Annotated in this window: 18 protein-coding genes and 1 pseudogene; 10 read left to right on the top strand and 9 right to left on the bottom strand. The window is 63.4% G+C overall.

Going from position 1 to position 20519, the window contains the following annotated elements:
• Positions 1-9: 9 nt before the first annotated feature.
• From HGO38_RS12695 to HGO38_RS12665, 7 genes are all read left to right on the top strand, one after another.
• Positions 10-1038 carry an ABC transporter permease gene (locus HGO38_RS12695; RefSeq protein ID WP_250956249.1) on the top strand — a complete coding sequence of 343 codons (1029 nt, stop codon included), beginning with the start codon at positions 10-12 and terminating at the stop codon, positions 1036-1038.
• Positions 1035-1937, top strand: a complete 903-nt coding sequence (locus HGO38_RS12690) for an ABC transporter permease (RefSeq protein ID WP_250956248.1) — start codon at positions 1035-1037, stop codon at positions 1935-1937. Before HGO38_RS12695 ends, HGO38_RS12690 begins: the two co-directional genes overlap by 4 nt.
• Positions 1924-2775 (top strand): ABC transporter ATP-binding protein, encoded by an 852-nt coding sequence (locus tag HGO38_RS12685; protein ID WP_250956247.1) that lies wholly within the window; start codon positions 1924-1926, stop codon positions 2773-2775. The genes HGO38_RS12690 and HGO38_RS12685 overlap by 14 nt, the downstream gene beginning before the upstream one ends.
• Positions 2772-3509: an ABC transporter ATP-binding protein gene (locus HGO38_RS12680; RefSeq protein WP_250956246.1), complete on the top strand. Its 738-nt coding sequence runs from the start codon at positions 2772-2774 to the stop codon at positions 3507-3509. The genes HGO38_RS12685 and HGO38_RS12680 overlap by 4 nt, the downstream gene beginning before the upstream one ends.
• 141 nt (positions 3510-3650) lie before the next feature.
• Positions 3651-4607 (top strand): AraC family transcriptional regulator, encoded by a 957-nt coding sequence (locus HGO38_RS12675; RefSeq protein ID WP_250956245.1) that lies wholly within the window; start codon positions 3651-3653, stop codon positions 4605-4607.
• Between the two features lie 241 nt (positions 4608-4848).
• Positions 4849-5307 carry a (2Fe-2S)-binding protein gene (locus tag HGO38_RS12670; RefSeq protein ID WP_250956244.1) on the top strand — a complete coding sequence of 153 codons (459 nt, stop codon included), beginning with the start codon at positions 4849-4851 and terminating at the stop codon, positions 5305-5307.
• Between the two features lie 3 nt (positions 5308-5310).
• A complete protein-coding gene (locus HGO38_RS12665; protein ID WP_250956243.1) occupies positions 5311-7530 on the top strand; it encodes a xanthine dehydrogenase family protein molybdopterin-binding subunit in 2220 nt (739 codons plus the stop codon).
• Positions 7531-7611: 81 nt separating this feature from the next.
• Here the strand turns inward: HGO38_RS12665 and HGO38_RS12660 are convergent, their stop codons facing one another.
• The 8 genes from HGO38_RS12660 to HGO38_RS12625 form a co-directional block, all read right to left on the bottom strand.
• The gene (locus HGO38_RS12660) at positions 7612-8622 is read right to left on the bottom strand and encodes a zinc-binding alcohol dehydrogenase family protein (RefSeq protein WP_250956242.1); all 1011 of its coding nucleotides are present in this window, start codon (positions 8620-8622) and stop codon (positions 7612-7614) included.
• Positions 8619-9737 carry a mannitol dehydrogenase family protein gene (locus tag HGO38_RS12655; protein WP_250956241.1) on the bottom strand — a complete coding sequence of 373 codons (1119 nt, stop codon included), beginning with the start codon at positions 9735-9737 and terminating at the stop codon, positions 8619-8621. The genes HGO38_RS12660 and HGO38_RS12655 overlap by 4 nt, the downstream gene beginning before the upstream one ends.
• The gene (gene uxuA, locus HGO38_RS12650) at positions 9737-10933 is read right to left on the bottom strand and encodes a mannonate dehydratase (RefSeq protein WP_250956240.1); all 1197 of its coding nucleotides are present in this window, start codon (positions 10931-10933) and stop codon (positions 9737-9739) included. Before uxuA ends, HGO38_RS12655 begins: the two co-directional genes overlap by 1 nt.
• Positions 10934-10953: 20 nt before the next feature.
• The gene (locus HGO38_RS12645) at positions 10954-12003 is read right to left on the bottom strand and encodes an L-idonate 5-dehydrogenase (protein WP_250956239.1); all 1050 of its coding nucleotides are present in this window, start codon (positions 12001-12003) and stop codon (positions 10954-10956) included.
• Between the two features lie 73 nt (positions 12004-12076).
• A complete protein-coding gene (locus tag HGO38_RS12640; RefSeq protein WP_250956238.1) occupies positions 12077-13483 on the bottom strand; it encodes a TRAP transporter large permease in 1407 nt (468 codons plus the stop codon).
• A gap of 4 nt (positions 13484-13487) precedes the next feature.
• Positions 13488-14066 (bottom strand): TRAP transporter small permease, encoded by a 579-nt coding sequence (locus tag HGO38_RS12635; protein WP_250956237.1) that lies wholly within the window; start codon positions 14064-14066, stop codon positions 13488-13490.
• Between the two features lie 65 nt (positions 14067-14131).
• Positions 14132-15106 carry a sialic acid TRAP transporter substrate-binding protein SiaP gene (locus HGO38_RS12630; protein ID WP_250956236.1) on the bottom strand — a complete coding sequence of 325 codons (975 nt, stop codon included), beginning with the start codon at positions 15104-15106 and terminating at the stop codon, positions 14132-14134.
• Positions 15107-15169: 63 nt separating this feature from the next.
• On the bottom strand, positions 15170-15883 hold the full coding sequence (locus tag HGO38_RS12625) for a FadR/GntR family transcriptional regulator (RefSeq protein ID WP_250956235.1): 714 nt from the start codon (positions 15881-15883) through the stop codon (positions 15170-15172).
• Positions 15884-15978: 95 nt separating this feature from the next.
• On the opposite strand from HGO38_RS12625, the pseudogene HGO38_RS12620 reads away from it, so the two are divergent.
• The 3 genes and pseudogenes from HGO38_RS12620 to HGO38_RS12610 form a co-directional block, all read left to right on the top strand.
• Positions 15979-16089, top strand: a pseudogene (locus HGO38_RS12620) (NrsF family protein); the annotation flags it as partial.
• Positions 16090-16188: 99 nt separating this feature from the next.
• Positions 16189-18063, top strand: a complete 1875-nt coding sequence (recQ, locus tag HGO38_RS12615; protein WP_250956234.1) for a DNA helicase RecQ — start codon at positions 16189-16191, stop codon at positions 18061-18063.
• A 120-nt stretch (positions 18064-18183) separates the two neighbouring features.
• Positions 18184-19176 (top strand): substrate-binding domain-containing protein, encoded by a 993-nt coding sequence (locus HGO38_RS12610; protein ID WP_250956233.1) that lies wholly within the window; start codon positions 18184-18186, stop codon positions 19174-19176.
• Between the two features lie 61 nt (positions 19177-19237).
• Here the strand turns inward: HGO38_RS12610 and HGO38_RS12605 are convergent, their stop codons facing one another.
• On the bottom strand, positions 19238-20506 hold the full coding sequence (locus HGO38_RS12605) for an ABC transporter substrate-binding protein (protein WP_250956232.1): 1269 nt from the start codon (positions 20504-20506) through the stop codon (positions 19238-19240).
• Between the last annotated feature and the right edge of the window lie 13 nt (positions 20507-20519).

Here is a 20519-nt window from a genome sequence, read left to right as displayed (position 1 = left end):
CATCCGATCATGAAGGAACTTTCCGCAAGGGAGCTGGGGCGGCGTGTCCTGCATCTGCTCGTCAGCCTCTTCATCCTGCTCTGCGTCACCTTCGTGATCGGCCGGGTTCTCCCCGTCGACCCCGTGGGCGCCGTGGTCGGCGAACTTGCCGACCCGGCCGCCTACGAGGCGATGCGGGTGCGCCTTGGGCTCGACCTGCCGCTCTATCAGCAATTCGGCATTTTTCTGGGCGGTCTGTTCCGCGGTGATTTCGGCACGGCCATCCTGACCGGCAATCCGGTGTCGCAGGATCTGGCGCAGGCCTTTCCCGCCACCCTGGAATTGGCGACGCTGGCCGTGCTGATCTCGACCTTGCTCGGCGTGCCGCTGGGCCTGGCCGCAGCGCTGTTCCGCGATACGTTCATCGACAAGTTCGCCCGCGTCATCTCGCTGGTCGGCCATTCGATCCCGGTCTTCTGGTTCGGCATTGTCGGGCTGGTGATCTTCTACGCCGCGCTCAACTGGGTCGGCGGGCCGGGCCGCGTCGATGTCTTCTATGAAGGGCTCATCCCGCCGGTCACGGGTCTCCTGCTCGTCGACAGCCTGATTGAGGGCGATACGGAGGTGTTCTGGAACGCCCTGTCGCACATCATCCTGCCGGCCTTCATCCTGGCCTATTCCGCCATGGCCTATATCACCCGCATGACCCGCAGTTTCACCCTGGAGCAGCTGAGCCAGGACTATGTGATTGCCGCCCGCGCCAAGGGCGTCGGTCCGGCGCGCACCGTCATCAGCCACGTCCTGCCCAATATTGCCGTGCAGCTGATCACCGTTCTGGCCATTTCCTATGGCAATCTGCTGGAAGGTGCGGTGGTGACGGAAATCGTCTTCTCCTGGCCCGGTATCGGCCAGTACATGACCAATGCGCTGATGATCGGCGACATGAACGCCATTCTGGCGGCCACCATCATCGTCGGCTTCATCTTCATGGCGCTCAATTTCCTGGCCGACATCGCCTATGCGGTCCTTGATCCACGCACGAGGGAGGCTGCCCGATGAGCCAGATACTCGACCAGACCGCCACCGTGCGGCCGCCCGGCATTGCGAGCCGGATCACCTCCTCGCTGGGGCGGACGCTCGCCAAGCTCGGCCATGAGCCGCTCGGCATGGCCGGCTTCATCGTGCTGGCCGTGCTGATCACCGTGGCGATCTTCGCACCGCTGATCGCGCCCTACGATCCGGCCATCCAAAGCCTTGAAAACGCCCTGCAGCCGCCAAGCCTTGCCCATCTGGCGGGCACCGACGAGTTTGGCCGTGATATTTTCAGCCGCCTGGTCTACGGCACGCGGATCACCATCCAGACGGTGCTGTCGATTTCGTTCATCGTCGGGCCGATCGGTCTTCTGATCGGCATCGTCGCCGGCTTCTTCGGCGGCCGCACCGATGCCATCCTGATGCGGGCGACCGATATCGTGCTGTCCTTTCCGTCGCTGATCCTGGCGCTGTCGCTGGCCGCCGCCCTCGGTGCCGGCCTCAACACCGCCATCATCGCGATCTCGCTGACCGCCTGGCCGCCGATCGCGCGGCTGGCGCGGGCCGAAGCGCTGGTCGTGCGCAATGCAGACTATGTCGCCGCCGCCCGTCTCTATGGAGCGTCGCCGGTGCGCATCCTGATCCTTTACATCGCGCCGATGTGCATTCCCTCCGTCATCGTGCGCCTGACGCTCAACATGGCAGGCATCATCCTGACGGCGGCCTCGCTCGGCTTTCTCGGTCTCGGGGCCCAGCCGCCGGCGCCGGAATGGGGCGCGATGATCTCCAGCGGGCGCAAGTTCATGCTCGACTACTGGTGGGTTGCCGTGATGCCCGGTATTGCAATTCTCCTGACGAGCATCGCCTTCAACATTGTCGGCGATACGCTGCGCGACCTTCTGGATCCCCGCCATGCCCGGTCCTGATCTCAACACTATCCTTTCGGTCCGCGATCTCAATGTGCGGTTCGGCCAGAACTCCATTTCGGCGGTCTCGAATGTCAGCTTCGATCTCGGCCGCGAGCGCATCGGCATTGTCGGCGAATCCGGTTCCGGCAAGTCGACGACCGGCCGGGCGATCATGCGGCTTCTGCCGCCGAGCGCCACCGTGACGGCAGCGGAACTGGATTTCTGCGGCGAGCCGCTGCTCGAAAAGACCGAGCGCCAGATGGGCGGATTGCGCGGCAAGGATATCGCGCTGATCATGCAAGACCCGCGCTATTCGCTGAACCCGGTGCTCAACATCGGCAAGCAGATCGCCGAAGCCGCCAAGCTGCATCTCGGCCTGTCGAAGAAACCGGCGCTGGAGGCGGCACGCGCCATGCTGGAACGGGTGCGGATTGCCGAACCGGACCGGGTGATGAAGCTCTATCCCCATCAGATTTCCGGCGGCATGGGCCAGCGGGTGATGATCGCCATGATGCTGCTGGCCAAGCCGAAGCTGGTGATCGCCGACGAGCCGACCTCGGCGCTCGATGTCAGCGTGCGCAAGGATGTGCTGGTGCTGCTCGATGAACTGGTGCGGGAGAACAATTCCGGCCTGATCCTGATCAGCCATGATATCCGCATGGTGGCCGCCTTCTGTGAACGCATCCTGGTGATGTATGCGGGGCGGGTCGTGGAGACCTTGTCCAAGCTCGAAGAGGCGCAGCATCCCTATACGCGCAGCCTGATCGCCGCCCTTCCCGATCCCCGCCATCCGGTCGATCGGCTGAAGGTCCTCGACCGGGCAAGCCTGGACAAAGCCATGGAGGTCGCACGATGATCAAGGTCGACAATCTGGATGTCGTCTACGGCACGAAAACGAGCCGCAACCATGTGGTCCGCGGCGTGAGCTTCACGGTCGCCAAAGGCGAGACGCTTGGCATCGTCGGCGAATCCGGTTGCGGCAAGTCGACGGTGCTGCGATCGGTGGCCGGTATCGAACAGGGCTGGACGGGGAACATTTCACTGGCCGGCAAGCCGATCGGCAAGACCCGTTCGCGCGACGAGCTGATGCTGTCGCAGATGGTGTTTCAGGATCCCTATGGTTCGCTGCATCCCCGCCACCGCATCGGTACGGCTCTGGCCGAACCGATCCGGGCCATGGGGCTTGGCGACGGCTGGTCGAAGGTGCCGGCAGCACTGCGGCAGGTGGGGTTGCCGGAGGCATTTGCCACGCGGTTTCCGCACGAGCTGTCGGGCGGCCAGCGCCAGCGGGTCGCCATCGCGCGGGCGCTGATCCTGTCGCCGGAGATCCTGCTTCTCGACGAGCCGACCTCGGCGCTCGACGTCTCCGTGCAGGCCGAAATCCTCAATCTTCTTGCCGATCAGCGCGACGAGCGGGGCCTGACCTTTGTCCTGGTCAGCCACGATCTCGCTGTCATTGCCCATATGTGCGACCGCGTTCTGGTGATGCAGAACGGGGTGTTTGTCGACGAGATGAGCAAGGAGGACCTGCGCATCGGAGCCACTCATTCGGCCTATGCGCAGGAGCTGTTTGAGGCCAATTTCCTCTGATCGCCTTTGAAACTGGCCCGATTTGCTGAACGTCAATCCGAAGCCTCGAAAACATCTTGCCTGATCCTGTCGAAATCAAAATTATGTGATAAGACAGGAAAAGAACTTCCGGCTAACGATGGGCCGGAACGAGGAGTTTCGATGGACAGAGCGATCGCCCAGGGCAAGGATCTCAGCGCACAGACCGAGGCGATCCGGGCGCGCATTCTCGACGTGCTGTCGCGAATGCCCTGGGACGGCGTGGAGTTCAAACATGCCATTCCCGGTCTCTCGCTCTACCGGGTGGTGGAGCCGGCCGGGCCGTTTTCCAGCGTCTACGAGCCCAGCCTGTCGATGATCATCAAGGGCAGCAAACGCATCAGCGTCGGCGACGAGACGCTGGTCTATGACGAGGCCTGTTTCTTCCTGACGGCGATCGGATTGCCGATGACCGGCCAGATCTGTGCGGCAAGCGAGGGCGAGCCCTATGTCGCCGCCATGCTGCGGCTTGATCTGGAGCGGTTGCGGCGCCTCATTGCCGATTATGACATACAGCCGTCCGATACGCGCGAACGAGACCGTGGCATCGTGGTCGGCGCGGCCACGCCGGAACTGTTCGATGCCTTTTTGCGGCTGATTTCGCTGGCGGCCACACCGAGCGACATCCCCTTTCTGGCGGGTCATATTCAGAACGAGATCCTGTACAGGCTGCTGTCGGGCGAGCAGGGCGCTCGCCTGCGGCGCTTTGCGCTGGCCGGCACCAACAGCAACCGGGTCGCCAAGGCCGTGGCCTGGCTCAAGGAGAATTATACTTTGCCGCTGCGCGTCGAGGACCTCGCCGACATGGCGAACATGGGTGTCTCGACATTGCACCACCATTTCCGCGCCATGACGGCCATGAGCCCCCTGCAGTTCCAGAAGCATCTGCGGCTGCACCATGCCCGCGAACTCATGCTGTCGGGGTCGCTCGATGCGGCTAGCGCCTCGCTCCGGGTCGGCTATGAGAGCCCGACGCAATTCAGCCGGGAATATCGGCGCATGTTCGGCCATCCTCCGCTGCGCGACATCAGGGCCATTTTGAACTCGGATGAATCCATTCGGCGCAACTCTGTCGGCTGAGATTCGCTTTGGCCGGGGGCTGGGTGACGTCGTGCGGCTTGCCGAACGTCAAAAACGGCGCGGATGGACAAAAAGCGGCCTTGTCGACACGATCGAGCAATAATCCGGCAGGATCGAACCTACCCGTCTTTGACAGGTTCTTCTAAGCTGCGGCGGCAAAGGGTGCGCGCCGGACGGTCTCGAAATCAACATTTCGGGCCTGTCCGTGTTGATTGCGCGCCACAACGCGGGGAGAACATTCATGGTAAAACTAACAATCAACGGCACCGAACATCAGGTCGAGGCCGAGGACGATATGCCGCTTCTCTGGGCAATCCGCGATCTCGTGGGTCTGACCGGTACGAAATTCGGATGCGGCGTGGCGCAATGTGGCGCCTGCACGGTCCATCTCGACGGCGTGGCCGTCCGCTCTTGCCAGACATTTATCGGCGATGTCGGCGAGGCCAAGATCACGACCATCGAGGGGATTTCCGGCAAGGTCGCCGAAACGCTGCAGACGGTCTGGGCCGATCTCGATGTGCCGCAATGCGGCTACTGTCAATCGGGCCAGCTCATGTCGGCCAGCGAATTGCTGACCAGCAATCCCAAGCCGACGGACGAGGATATCGATGCGGCCATGGCCGGCAATCTCTGTCGGTGCGCCACCTATCACCGAATCCGAGCCGGGATTCACGAAGCTGCCAAGCGTCTGGAGGCCTGAGCCATGTTACCGAAGATGATGCAATCTCTCGTCCTGCCCGCGGTCCAGGCGAAGGCCTCCCGCCGACAAGTCCTGCTGGGCGCCTTTGCGGCCGGCACGGGTCTCGCCATCGGCTTCCGTCTGCTGCCCGCTTCGACGGCCTTGGCCGCCGAGACAGCGGCTGGCGACAGCGGCGCCCATGCCTTCAGCCCCTATCTGACGATCGATGGCGACGGCAAGGTCACGGTCCTGTCCTCGCAGTTTGAAATGGGACAGGGCTCCTACAATGGTCTCGCCACCCTGGTGGTCGAGGAACTCGACGCCGACTGGTCGACCATCGAGGTGCAGGGTATGGCCGGCAATCTCAAAGCCTATGGCAATGTCGCCTTCGGCGGCGCCATTCAGGGCACCGGCGGCTCCACGTCGATGGTCACCTCCTGGGAGCGTTATCGCCAGGCGGGGGCTGCCGCCCGCGCCATGCTGGTCTCGGCCGCTGCTGCCGAATGGGGCGTTCCCGCTGCGGAAATCACCGTCGAAAACGGCATTCTGACCCATGCCTCCGGCAAGAGCGGTGGCTTTGGCCTGTTTGCGGCCAAGGCGGCGACCCTGCCGGCGCCGACCGACGTGACGCTGAAACAGCCGGGCGAGTGGAAGCTGATCGGCAAGCCGGGCCAGAAGCGTTTCGACAGTGCCCGCAAGGCCAATGGCACCGAGCAGTATACGATCGATGTCAAGCTTCCCGGCATGCTGACGGCGGTGATGATCCATCCGCCACTGTTCGGCGCCAAGGTGAAGTCCTTCGATGCGACGGCGGCCCGGGCCGTGAAGGGCGTTGTCGACGTCGTCGAGACGCCGCGCGGTGTGGCCGTCGTTGCCGACCACATGTGGGCGGCCATCAAGGGCCGGGAAGCGGTGACGGTGGAATGGGACGATACGGCAGCCGAAAAGCGCGGCACGCCGGAACTGATGGCAATGTACCGCGATCTTGCCACCAAGCCTCCCGCGGCCATCGCCCGCAAGGATGGCGATGTCGATGCCGGCTTCTCGTCTGCCGCCAAGGTGATCGACGCGAGCTTCGAGTTTCCGTATCTGTCGCATTCGGCGATGGAACCGCTCAACGCCGTGGCGCGCAAGAACGAAGATGGGACGCTCGAAATCTGGGGCGGCCATCAGTTCCCCGATGTCTATCAGGCCCTGACCAGCCAGATCGTCGGCATCACCCCTGACCAAGTGCATCTGCATGTCATGAAGACCGGCGGCAGTTTTGGCCGGCGCGCGGTGTTCGATGGCGATGTGGTGGTTGAGGCGGTCTATGTCGCCAAGGCAATCGGCTACCGGGCGCCCGTCAAGGTGCAGTGGACCCGCGAAGACGACATGCGGGCCGGCCGCTATCGCCCCGCCTACGTGCATACCCTGAAGGCTGGTATCGACGGCGACGGCAAGCTCGTCGCCTGGCAAAACCATGTGGTCGGCCAGTCCATCATGGCAAAGACCATGTTTGACGGCATGGTCAAGAACGGCGTCGATCCGACCTCGGTCGAAGGGGCGAACAACCTGCCTTACGCCATTGCCAACCAGACCGTCGGCCTGACCACCACCGACGTCGGCGTTCCGGTTCTATGGTGGCGGTCGGTCGGCTCGACCCATACGGCGTTTGCCGCGGAAGTCTTCATGGATGAAGTCGCCGAGGCGGCCGGAAAGGATCCGGTCGAATTCCGCCTTTCTATGCTCGAGCCGGGATCGCGCCATGCGGTCGTCCTCAAGCTTGCCGCCGAAAAGGCGGAATGGACCAAGCCTCTGGCGGAAGGACGGTTCCGCGGCGTTGCGGTGGCCGAAAGCTTCGGCACCGTGGTGGCGCAGATTGCCGAGGTCTCGACCGACGGCAAGGGCGGCATCAAGGTCGAACGCGTCGTGGCGGCGGTCGATTGCGGATTGGCGGTCAATCCGGACCAGGTCCGTGCCCAGGTGGAAGGCGGCATCGGCTTTGGACTGGGGGCTATCCTCGGCGAGGAGATCACCCTGACCGACGGCCAGGTCGACCAGAGCAATTTCGATGCCTATACGCCGCTGCGTATCGACGCGATGCCGGTGGTCGAGGTGCATATCCTCGCCTCCGCCAATGCGCCTTCGGGCATCGGCGAGCCGGGCGTTCCGCCGATCGGACCGGCGGTGGCCAATGCCATCTACAAGGCGCTCGGCAAGCGCATCCGCGTCATGCCGTTTGCAAAAACGCTCAGCGCTTGAACCTCGCATTCCCTCCCTGGCTGCCACTGCGGCCGGGGAGGGGGCCACTCGAAGAGACTGCCGGATGCTCCGGCGTTCGGTTCAGAGGTCCAGAATGGCCTTGATCACGCCGGCCTCCGGACGGGACCATTCGGAAAACAGCGCCACGCCATCCTCCAGCCGCCCGTGATGGGTATTGAGTGCCCTGGTCGGCACCTTGCCCGCTTCCATCTGGCGCACCACCTCGGCGAAATCGTCCGGCTGCGCGTTGCGGCTGGCAAAAAGCGTGATTTCGCGCTTGTGAAACTCCGGGTCGGAGAAGGTGATATCCTGACGGACCACCGACAGCAGCACGTAGCGAGCACCGTGGTTCAGGAAATTGAAGCCGCGCTGCATGGGGGCGGCCGTTCCTGTCGCGTCGATGACGACATCGTACCATGTCCCGCCGGTCTGACGTTCGGCCTCGGCCTCGGCCTGGTCGTTGGCGAAGATCGTCTGGTCGGCGCCGAGCCGCTCGACGGCAAAAGCCAGCCGATCCTCGCGGGTGTCCATCACGGTGACATGGGCGCCGCGCGCCTTTGCAAAGATGATCGCCGACATGCCGATCGGGCCGGAACCGGTGACGAGCACGTGGTCCTGGGCGCTGATATTGCCGCGCTTGACGCCATGGGCGCCGATCGCCAGAAACTCGATCATCGCCGCATCTTCGAGCGCGATGCCGCCGGTCGGCACGACATTCTGCTCCGGCACGCAGAGATATTCGGCCATGCCGCCGTCGCAATGGACGCCGAGCACGCGAATATTGCAGCAGGCATTGGTCAGCCCCTTGCTGCAGGCCTGGCAGGTGCCGCAGGAGAGGTAAGGCACGATATAGACCGGCTCGCCCTGTTTCAGCCGGCTGCCCTCCGGCGCCTGCTCGACCGTGCCGGACAGTTCATGACCCATGACGCGCGGATACTCGAGGAAGGGGTGTTTGCCGGCGAAAATGTGGAAGTCGGTGCCGCAGATGCCGACATGGCGGATGCGCACCAGCACTTCGTTTGCCGCCCTTACGGGGTCCGGGCGTGAGATCAGCGAAAGGCGACCGGGTTCGTTGCAAATCAGCGCTTTCATGGGTTGTTCCTGTGGAGTTTCGAGACAATGGATTCGAGCACCGGCGCTGGCGTTCCTGCCCAGTCGAGGAAAGCTGCGATGCGTCGTTCCACCTTGAGCGCATGATTGCCGGCGATATCGGCGATGCGGTGGTCGAGATAGGGGTTCAGGAAACGGCCCATCGTGGTTTCCACATAGGCCTGCGCCTGGTCGCCCATGCCGCGCGCCGCAAATCCGGGCAGAACCTCGTCCCGGTAGACGGCATCAAGCCGGGTACGGATGGCGGGATCGGCGAGGATGACCTTGACCGTTTCGCCGGGCGGGCGGCTCTCGCTTTGCCAGATGTCGGCCAGCACGCTGTGGCCGAGATTGAGGATATGCAGCTTCAGCCGTTCATAGGGTTCGAGATCGTCGGCCAGCACGATGGCCGGATGGCGGCAGGGAAGGGTCAGTCCCGGCGTTTTTTCGATGGCCCAGAGCGCATAGGGCTCGGCAATCGCGCCGGCCGGCTCCAGCGGTTCGGAGACGATCCGGTCGACCAGCGTATTGGCAAAGATCACCTTGTCGTCGAGCCAGAGCAGGAAGGCCGGGCTGGCGCCGGCTTGGCCGGCCAAATCCCGAACCACGCCCTTCAGCACCGGTCCATTGCGGTTGATTAACTCGCAGGGCAGGATCGTCAGGGGTGCGCCACCGGCTTCAAAACGGGCGTGCAGCAATTGCGTCAGCTTGCCGGGAAAAGACGGCAGCGGCGTCTCGGAGCCAAGGCCGGCTGTGGCTTCGTCCAGGCCGACAGCATAACCGGAATCGCCCGTATTGGAGATCACGAATGTCGCCTCATGGACAAAAAGACGGACGATCTCCGACCAGTCGCTCGCCGTCGACAGGCCGCGGGAGACACTTTTGACAGCGATATGGCGCTCGACCGGTTCGCCGTTTTCCAGGCCGCGAATGATGACGGGATAGCCGGCCGGATCGGAAAACGCAGCCAGTCGGCCGGCCCGTTCCGCCGAGCCTGACGTCTGGATGATGGTGATCGGGGCGACTTCCTGGCCAGCCTCGCGGGCCTCGTGCAGGAAGAGGTCGGCATGGGCCTGAAGAAAGCGGCTGGTGCCGAACTGGAGGATAAGACCGGTCATCAGCGGGCTCCAAATTGCGGGTGAAGGAGGGCGCGTTCAATGCCGCGCAATTCGGCAAGGCCCTTCAGCCGGCCGATGGCGGGATAGCCGGGCTGCGCGCCGCGGTTGAGGTCGTCGAGGATTTCCTGGCCGTGGTCGGGGCGCATCGGGATCTGGTGATCGTCGCGGCCTTCGGCGCGGCGGCGCTTTTCCTCGTCGAGCAGCGCCGCAATGACGGCGACCATGTCGGTGCCGCCTTCGAGATGTTCGTCTTCGAAGAAGGAGCACGGCACGGTGTCGGTATCACGGGTCACGTTGCGCAGATGGACGAAATGGATCCGGTCGGCAAAACGCCTGGCGATCAAAGGCAGGTCATTGTCGGCCCGCGCGCCGAGCGAACCGGTGCACAGGGTCACGCCGTTCGCGCGGCTGTTCACCTGACCCAGCATATGGGCGTAGTCCGCCTCGGTCGACAGAATGCGCGGCAGGCCGAGCAGCGGCCACGGCGGGTCGTCGCCATGGGCGCAGATGTTGATGCCGACCTGTTCGGCAACCGGTGTCACCTCGGATAGGAAATCGATGAGGTTCTGCTGCAGCCGGTTGCGGTCGGTGCCTTGATAGGTGCGCAACTTGTCCAGCAGCTGATCGAGCGTGTAGCCATCGGCGGAGCCCGGCAGGCCGGCGCCGATATTGCGGCCGAGGGCGATGATCTTGTCATCCGGCATGCCGGCGAAACATTGCGCGGCCTCGTCGATCAGCGCTTCCGGATAATCGGCGCTGGCCTCGGGGCGCTTCAGGATGTGGATGTCGAAGGCGACGAAATCGATGAGATCGAAGCGCATGGCCTTGGCGCCGTGCCCGGTCTCCCAGCGCAGGTCGGTGCGGGTCCAGTCGAGCACCGGCATGAAATTGTAGCAGACGGTGCGGATGCCGCAGGCCGACAGGCGTCGCAGGGTTTCCTGCCAGTTGGCGACATGGTCGCGCCAGTCGCCTGTCTGAGTCTTGATGTCCTCCGACACGGGCACGCTTTCCACCACGTCCCAATAAAGACCGCCGGCCTTGATGTCGTCCTGGCGCTGCCGAATGCCGTCAAGCGTCCAGGCCGTTCCGGTCGGAACATGATGCAGCGCGCTGACGATGCCTTGCGCACCAGCCTGCGCCGCGTCGCGCACCGTCACCTTGTCGACAGGGCCAAACCACCGCCATGTATGTCTCATTGTCTTGATCCTCTGGAACTTCAGTTGCCGCCGGCAAAGGTGAGCTGCACCTTGCACGCGACGGAGCGGTCGCCCGCCTGCTCGAAGGCTTCGTTCGCCTTTTCAAGCGGAAATGCGTGGGAAATGATCGGTCGCACATCGATGGCGCGGCTGGAAATGAGTGTCACCGCCTGGCCGAATTCGCGGTCGAAGCGCTGGGATCCGCGCCAGACGATTTCCTTGGCCACCAGCATGTTGAGCGCAATGGTCATGTCGCCGGTAACGCCGACCTGCACGATGGTGCCGCGCGGCCTGATCGCGGCAAAGGCGGAGCGCAGCGCCGGCCCGGCAGCCGAGCAATCGAACACCACGTCGACCTTGCCCTTGTCGGCCTGCCAGGCGGCGAGCCCGTCCGGATTCGTTGCAACATTGACAGTGGACGTCGCGCCCATGGCCGGTGCGCGGGCAAGTGCGGCATCGCTCAGGTCGGTGACGACGATCTCGGCAGCACCGGCATGACGGGCGGCAGCAATCGTCAGCAGGCCGATCGGGCCGGCGCCGGTGACCAGAACCGTCGCTCCGGAGAGATCTCCGGCCTGGGCCACTGCATGCAGGCAGACCGCAAGCGGTTCGGCGCAGGCGGCTTCGCCCGGCGTGATATCAGGGCCAACGGGAAAGCACTGGATCGCCGGGACGATCAGCCAGTCGCGGAACATGCCCTGTTCATGAGGCAGGCGCATGGCACTGCCCATGAAGCGCATCTCGAGGCAATGGATGGGCTGGTCGATCTCGCAGAAAGGACACGTGCCGCAGGGCTGCGACGGATTGACCGCCACCAGCATGCCGGCCGCGATGGTGCTGACACCTTCGCCGACCGCCTCGACAAAACCCGACGCCTCATGCCCGGCAATGATCGGTTCGCGCACCCGCACGGGGCCGAAACCGCCGTCCTGGTAGTAATGAAGGTCGGATCCGCAGATGCCGCCAGCCGCCATGCGCAGCAGGACCTGGCCTGGGCCCGGCAATGCGGTGTCCTGTGTCTCGACCCGCAGGTCGCGTGTTGCGTGAAGACGTGCCACCCGCGTCAACATGTCTGAAGCCTTCTTCTCTCGTCTCTCTTTGGCAGGGATCCCGCGCGACCGTTGTCGCGCGGGAGGGGCCGCATCAGCGGATCAGGCCCATTTCGGTCGGCAGCCACAGCGTGATCGCCGGAATGAAGGTAATCAGCATCAGGGCGATGAACAGCGGCACCAGCCAGGGTATGATGGCCATCGTGGTCCGTTCCACCGAGAGCTTGGCGACGCGCGACAGCACGAAGAGCACCATGCCAAGTGGTGGATGCAGCAGCCCGATCATCAGGTTGAGCGTCATGATGAGGCCGAAATGTACCGGGTCTATGTCGAACTGCTTGACCAGCGGCATCAGGATGGGGACCAGGATCGTGATCGCCGCGATCGTATCCAGGAAGCAGCCGACGAACAGCATCAACAGGTTGACCAGGATGAGGAACGCCCATTTGTTGTCGGTGATCGACAGGATGGCATCCGACAGCAATTGCGCGGTCTGGCTGACGGTCAGCAACCAGGCAAAGACCGAGGCGGCAGCGACGATGAACAGCACCGAGGCCGTGGTTTCCACCGTGTCGAAGGTCGCCTTGGCCAGCGATTTGAACGACATCGTCCGGTAGCGCACCAGGCCAAGGAATAGCGACCAGAGCACGGCGGCAACGGCTGCTTCGGTGGGCGTGAACCAGCCCATGGTCATGCCGCCGATCAGGATCACCGGGGTCATCAGCGCCATCACGGCGGAGAAGTCGAAATACCAATCGCAGGCAAGCAGCACGATCAGGGTGATCAGGATGGCCAGATTGAGCGAGACACCGGTAAGCGTCAGCAGGTAGATGCCGAGCGGCACCATCATCACGACGACCACTTCCAGGGAAGCGCCGAGGATCACGCGCAGGCTGAACGGCGTGTCCGAGCCCCACTGCTTGACATAGGCAAAGATCATCACCGTCACCATCATCAGCACGGTCATGACGACGCCTGGAACGATGCCCGCCATGAACAGCGCGCCAATCGAGACATTGGCCATCATGCCGTAGATCACGAAGGGCAGGGACGGCGGAAAGATCGGCCCAAGCGTGGCCGAGGCGGCCGTCACGCCGACTGCGGCCTCCACTGGATAGCCATGATCCTTCATGGCCTTGATCTCGATGGTGCCGATCCCGGCGGCATCGGCCAGCGCTGTGCCGGACATGCCGGAGAAGATCACCGAGCCGATGATGTTGACCTGCGCCAGGCCGCCGCGCATCCAGCCGACCAGTGCGACAGCGAAGGCATAGATGCGGCCCGTCACGCCGGCCGAGTTCATCAGGTTGCCGGCCAGGATGAAGAAGGGAACCGCCAGCAACGGAAAGCTTTCGACGCCGGCAATCAGCCGCTGCGCGGCAATGATATCAGGAGCGACATTGTAGAAAACGATATAGAGCACCGATGCCACGGCCATTGAGACCGCAACCGGCAGGCCGATGATCATCAGGACAAGAAAAGCGCCAATCAAAAGCAGCATATGATCAATCCTCTGCGTTCTGGAACGCTTCAGGCCGCTCCAGCACCGAATAGCCCCGGCGCATGTTGGCGACGAAGACCTGGATGGAGCGAAGGAACATCAGGACGAAGGCGGCAAGCACCGTGTAGAAGACGATGTTGCGGGGCAGGGCGACCGTGACCATTTCCTCGCCGGCCACAATCTCCATGTAGCGCCACATCAACCACGAGCCGTAAGCGAAGAAGCCGATCCGCACGACATCGACGAGGGTCGCCAGACCCCGCGTCACTTTCGCCGGAAGGTAATGGTAGAGAACGTCCACCTGGATATGGCGCGACTGGCGCACGCACATCACCGATCCAAGAAAGACCACGCCGATCAGGCAGTTGACGGCAATTTCCTCCGTCCAGGCGTAGCTGTTGTTCAGCACATAACGGGTGAAGAACTGCAGAAAAACGCAGCCCGTCATCAGCCAGAAGATGGCAAAGGTGACCCAGTCCTCGATGGCATAGACCTTCAGGTCAATGTGGACCGGTGCATCTTCGAAAGTATGGGCAAGCTCCTCAGGTGTCACCTGAGTGTGAATTTCCTGCGTCGCAGACATAAGGAATATCCCGTCTCAAGAGTGGGGGCGGCGCGGCCTTTGAATGGCCGCGCCGTAAACGGAACTCACTTGATGGCGCGGATCGCTTCCCAGTCGGCCTTGTCGTAGCCGAATTCCTCGAAGGTGACCTTCTCAAGGACGGTCTTCTCGAAGTCGGCCTTGTCGACCTCGACGACGTTGATACCGCGCGTCTTGAACTCGCCAACGAGACCCTTCTCGCGCTCCTCGATGATCTTCGTGGTGCGGGCGGCAGCCTCCTGCATGACGTCAACGAAGATCTTCTTGTCCTCGTTGGACAGGCTTGCCCAACGGCTCTTGGAGATCAGCGTGTTGAGGTGGTCGACGATATGGCCGGTCAGGATGATGTTCTTCTGCACTTCATAGAACTTCTTGGCCTCGATGGTGGTCAGCGGATTTTCCTGGGCATCGACCGTGCCGTTCTGAAGGGCCAGATAGACTTCGGCAAAGGCGATCGGCGTGGTGTTCGCACCGCAGGCGCGCGGCATGGCGAGATAGGCCGGAACATCCGGCACGCGGATCTTCAACCCGGCCATGTCGGCGCATGTCGCGATCGGCTTGTTGGATGTCGTCTGACGGGTGCCATAGTAGCTGACAGCCGCGATGACGTTGCCGGTCTTGTCCTCATAACCCTTGGCGAGCCGCTTGAAGATGTCGCTCTTGGTATAGGCCAGCAGATGGCTCGGGTCGCGGAAGATATAGGGGAAATAGGTGACCCCGATAGGCTTGTAATCCCGTGCCGCAAAGCTCGAGCCGGAAATGATGATGTCGACCGTGCCGAGTTTCAGGCCCTGGTTGATGTCGGCTTCCTTGCCGAGCTGCGAGGCCGGAAAGACGTCGATCTTGTAGCGACCCTCGGTGCGTTTGGCGATTTCCTCTGCGGCCCAGACGGATTCGGTGTGGAACGGTTCCGACGTTTCGTAGACATGGGCCCATTTCAGGGCGGTCTCGGCTTGAGCGGCCAAGGTCGATGCCAGGACAAGGGCGGTTGCGCCCAGCACTGCTGTCAATCTGAATGTCATTCTTTCCTCCCGAATTGGTTTCAGATCTCTATTTCCTGCTCCCCCGCCAGACATGCGGCAGGATCAGTCTTCTCTCGCCGGCTCCTCCCCGAAGCTTTCTGAGAATCTTTTCTGGGCCAGCGTCAGGTGCCGCCGCATGGCCTCGCGCGCTGCGGACGGATCGCCCGCCGCAATCGCATCGCGGATCACCCGGTGCTCCTCGAGCGCCAGTTTCCAGGTATGCGGGCCTTCGAAATAGCTCGCCAGTTTTTCGAAGTAGGGCGACATGCGTTTGTCGCTCAAGAGGCCCATGAAATGATGAAGTGCGCCATTGCCGATAATGTCGGCGATGGCGGTGTGAAACGCCCTGTCGGCGGCCAGCGCCTGATTGTGATCGTTCAGCGACCGTTCCATCTGGTCGAGGTTTTCGTCGAGCCGGGCAATGCCCGCTGGCGAGGTTCGCCGGGCGGCCTCCTCGGCAATGGCGCTTTCGACGATGCAGCGGGCCCGCAGGATCTCGAAAGGACCATCGCTGTCATCGGCCGCCAGCACGGCCGGCCCAGTTGCAGGTTTTGGCGCAATATAGACCCCCGACCCCATGCGGATCTGGATCAGGCCTTCGACTTCGAGGACGATCAGCGCCTCGCGCACCGTCGGGCGGGACACGCCAAACCGTTCCGCCAGCTCGCGCTCGGCCGGAAGCCGCTCGCCAACGATCAACTCGCCGGACTCGATCAGTGCACGTATCTGGTCCGCCACCTGCCTGTAGAGGCGGCGCGGTTCCAAGGCCACAAACATGGTCGTCCTCCCCGCGCACCGTTCCTCCCAATGCGCATCTGGTAAGGTGGTCTTACCAATTTCTCTATTAGGACGCATTCGATTTTGGAGTCAACGCCCATTGCCCGGATGATTCGCCGCTGTTTGTTGCCACCTGGTATTCGGTCGCGATTGCCATCCTGATGACACTCGGCATGGCCCTTGGGCCCCGCGTCGCCCGCTGGTAACCACCAGAAAGGGCCTGGCGACGTGGCGGACCGGCTGCAAAGGCTCGCGATCTCGGCATGACCTATGCCATAGTGCGATCTTCTCATGAAAGCGATTCCATGCCGCAGACGCCCCACCGTATCGATGCCCTGTTCGACAAGGCGCCCTTTGACCGCGACGGGACGAAAGATCCGCTGGCCATCCTGAAGCAGGTCTATGGCTACCCGGCCTTTCGCGGCAAGCAGGCCGCCGTCATCAACCGGGTGGTTTCGGGCGGCGATGCGGTGGTGCTGTTTCCAACCGGTGCCGGCAAATCCCTGTGCTTCCAGATCCCGGCCCTGTGCCGTGATGGTGTCGGCATTGTCGTGTCGCCGCTGATCGCGCTGATGCGCGACCAGGTGGAAGCCCTGAAGCAATTGGGTGTCAGGGCCGCAGCGCTCAATTCCTCGCTGACGCGCGACGAATATGCGGATGTCCGCCGGGCGATTGCCAATGGCGCGCTCGATCTTCTCTATGTGACGCCGGAGCGCATCGTCACGCCGGCCTTCAAGGAAGTGATCGGCCATGCGAAGATTTCGCTGTTTGCCATCGATGAGGCCCATTGCGTCTCCCAGTGGGGCCATGATTTCCGGCCGGAATATCGCGAGCTTGGCCGGTTGGCGGAGGACTATCCCGGCGTGCCGCGGCTGGCGCTGACGGCAACCGCCGATCCCCATACCCGCGAAGACATTATCGACAAGCTGGCTTTGCGCTCGGCCGAAGTGTTCACGACCTCCTTCGACCGGCCGAACATCGCCTATGAAATCGTCGAGCGCGACCAGCCGCGCCAGCAGCTGCTGCGGTTTCTGAACCGCCACAAGGGATCGAGCGGCATCGTCTACTGCCTGTCGCGCGCCAAGGTCGAGGACACGTCCGAATGGCTGAACACCCAAGGGGTTCGGTCGCTCGCCTATCACGCCGGCATGGACCGCGCCGTGCGCGACGCCAACCAGGACGCGTTCCTGAAGGAAGAGGATCTCTGCCTGGTGGCCACCGTCGCCTTCGGCATGGGTATCGACAAGCCGAACGTGCGGTATGTCGCCCATCTCGACCTGCCCGGCTCGGTCGAGGCCTATTATCAGGAAACCGGACGGGCCGGGCGCGACGGGCTGCCGTCGGATGTCTGGATGGCCTATGGCATGGCCGACGTCATCCAGCGCGGCCGGATGATCGACCAGGGCACGTCGGGCGACGATATCAAGCGTGTCGAACGGGCCAAGCTCAATGCGCTGCTGGCGATCTGCGAGACGCCGGGCTGCCGGCGCCAGGCGATCCTTGCCCATTTCGGCGAGGCGCATGGCGGCGCCTGCGGCAATTGCGACACCTGCCTCAAACCGGTGGAAACCTGGGACGGCACGGATGCGGCGATCAAGGCGCTTGCGGCGATCTACCGGACCGGCGAACGCTTCGGCACCGGCCATCTGATCGATGTGCTGCTGGGCTTAGAGAATGAAAAGACCGCCCGCTTCGGCCATGTCGACATGCCGGTCTTCGGGGTCGGCAAGGACATTCCCTCCAAGACCTGGCAGTCGGTCTATCGCCAGCTCCTGGCGGCCGGTCTCGTCAGCGTCGATCACGACGCCTTCGGGGCGCTGAAGCTGGAGCCGGAGGCGCGGGCCGTCTTCAAGCGCGAACGCGAGGTGCGATTCCGCAAGGACCGGCCGACCACCGGCAAGGCCTCGCGGACTGCATCGGCGAGTTCGACCAATGCCAAAGCCGGACTGGAAGGCTCGGATCTCGAACTTTTCGAGGCCCTGCGTGGCGCCCGCATGGCGATCGCCAAGGAGCTTGCCGTGCCGCCCTATGTCGTTTTTCCGGACACGACGCTGGTCGCCTTTGCCACCGAGCGGCCGACCAGCCGCGACGCGCTGCTCGGCATTTCCGGCGTCGGCCAGTCCAAGCTGGAGCGTTATGGCGATGCCTTCCTGAAGGTGATCCGGGCGCATCAGAGATAGGTGGCCGAGCGGCTTTCGGTTGCGAGGTCAGGCGCGCGTGACGGACATTGGCAAAGGGCCGTTGATAAAATCGCCCTGCCGTGTTTTGTCTCGATCGCCCTTCAATGACGGACCCTTGTGATGATCACCCTCCAGCAGGTTGCCTCCCGCGCCGGCTGCTCGATTGCAACCGTATCGCGGGTCTTGAACCGCACCGGACCGGTCAGCGATGACATGGTCCGCAAGGTCCGCCGCGCGGCGGCGGAACTTGGCTATCGCGCGGCGGGCGGCTCATCGGGCTCGCCGCGTCGGCGCCCGGTGGTCGGCGTGCTGATCCCGAGCATCACCAATCCCGTCTTTGCCGCCTCCCTGTCCGGCATTCAAAACCGCATGCTGGTGGCCGGCCACGGCGTCTTGATCGCCCAGTCGGACTACGACCCGGCCCGCGAACTGGATGCGGTCGCGGCCCTGCTCAACGAACAGCCGACGGGGCTGATCCTGACCGTCTGCGATGCGGAGACCAGCAAGGCCCTGTCCGACGATCTGCCGCCGACGGTGCTTCTGGGCAATGCGCCGACCAGCCGGTTTCCCGCTGCCGTCAGCGCCGACAACCGCCAGGCCAGCCGCGATATCACCGATCATCTGCTGGCGCTCGGCCATGACAGGATCCTCTTCGTCTCCGGTCACTTTGCTGCCTCCGATCGGGCAAGGCTGCGCTACAGCGGCTATTGTGATGCCATGGCTACGGCCGATCTGACTGCTTTCGAGGCGCTGCAGATCCCGTTTGTCGATGGTTTTGACGCGCTGGATCTGTCCGGCGCGCTGTCCCGCTTCGCGCCCTCGGCGATCATTGCGTCCAACGATCTCCTGGCACTCGGCGTCATCGCTGCGCTCCGGCGCCACGGGCTTTCGGTGCCGGGGGATATTTCCGTTGCGGGCTTCGACGGCATTGCCATCGGCCGGCTGACCCATCCCATCCTCACCACAGTCGAGATGCCGGATGCAACCATGGGGGCGGCGGCGGCCTCGCTTTTGCTCGACATGGCCGAAAATGCGGTGGCGCCGCGCCATCTGCAGGTGGCGCACCGCCTGCGTTCCGGCGGATCGGTGCGCGATATCCGCAGCGAGGACTGAGGGCCTGAAACGCAAAACGGCCGCCCCGAAAGGCGGCCGCTGATTGTCTTCAGGTTTTCGATCAGCTGCGCGGCAGCAGGCTTTCGACTTCGGCGGCTGCGTCGTCCAGCGCTTCCTTCGGCGTGGCCGACTGCTCGACGATGCGCGACAGGTTCTCAACGATTGCCTGGGTGACCTTGACGCCATTGCTGCCCGGGAAGGCGTACCAGGGCTGCATCAGCGGCATCTGCTCGAGGCCGGCGCGGAACAGCGGGTTTTCCTGGTAGAAGGTGCCGAGGTAATCCGGCGACTTGGCGGCCAGTTCGTTGTTCGGCACATAACCGGTGCCGGGGACCACGACAGAGGCGCCATAGGGGCCGGCGGCGAACTTGGCGAATTTCCAGGCGGCAGCCTGCTTCTCGGCATCCTTGGTGAGGATGACGACGGCATTGCCGCCGGTCGGCAGGCGGCCGTTCTCAGGATCGATCAGCGGAATATGGGCGGTGCGCAGGTCGAACTTGCCGCCGACATTCTTGATCGTGTTGCGCAGGGCGCCGGTGGTCTGGAAGGCAAAGCCGATCTTCCCGGCCGTAAACGCCTGCTCGCCAGCCTGCTTGGTCAGAACCGGCAGGCCGCCTTCCTTGACCATGCGGTCGAGAACTTCGACGGCCTTCAGGCCTTCGGGGCCGTTGAAGGCCACCTTGCTTTCGTCGTCGCTCAGCATCTGGCCGCCGGCGCCGAACAGCAGCGCGGAGAACATCCAGTCGTCGCCCTGCCAGCGGAAGTCGATGCCTTCATTGCCGTCGCCGAGCGCCTTGATCTTGGCACCAAGCGCGATCACTTCGTCCCAGGTCTTCGGCGGAACGTCGGGATTGCCGCCGGCAGCCTTCACCAGGTCGGCATTGTAATACATGATCGGGTTGGACGTCGCGAAGGCGAGGCCGACCTGCTTGCCCTTGACCTGGGCGAGCTTCAGGATGTTCTCCGAAAAGCCCTTTTCGGCCATGTCGCCTTCGGCAGCCACCAGCGGCGTCAGGTCGACAGGGATGTCGCGCTCGTTGAGCATGCGCAGGCGGTTGAGGCCGATGAAGGTGACGTCGGGCATTTCGGCTGTGCCGGCCTGGCGCATGATGGTCTGGATGCCTTCCTCATAGGTCGCCGAAGGATTGGCGAAGGCAATCGTGATATCCGGATTTTCTTCCATGAACTTCTTGGAGATCGTGTCCATCACGTCCTTGAAGAAGCCGGGCATGGGGTAATGGATGGTCAGCGTCGTTTCGGCATGGGCCGGGATCGAGATGGCCATCAACACCGCGGCCGCGGCGGCGAGGGTCTGCTTGATGCGTTTCATGGCAGGGGTCTCC

The organism is Rhizobium sp. CG5 (assembly GCF_023701945.1).
In the GTDB taxonomy this organism is placed as follows: Bacteria; Pseudomonadota; Alphaproteobacteria; order Rhizobiales; family Rhizobiaceae; genus Allorhizobium.
Note: the sequence above shows the minus strand (reverse complement) of the source record. Positions and strands in the feature narration are given on the sequence as shown.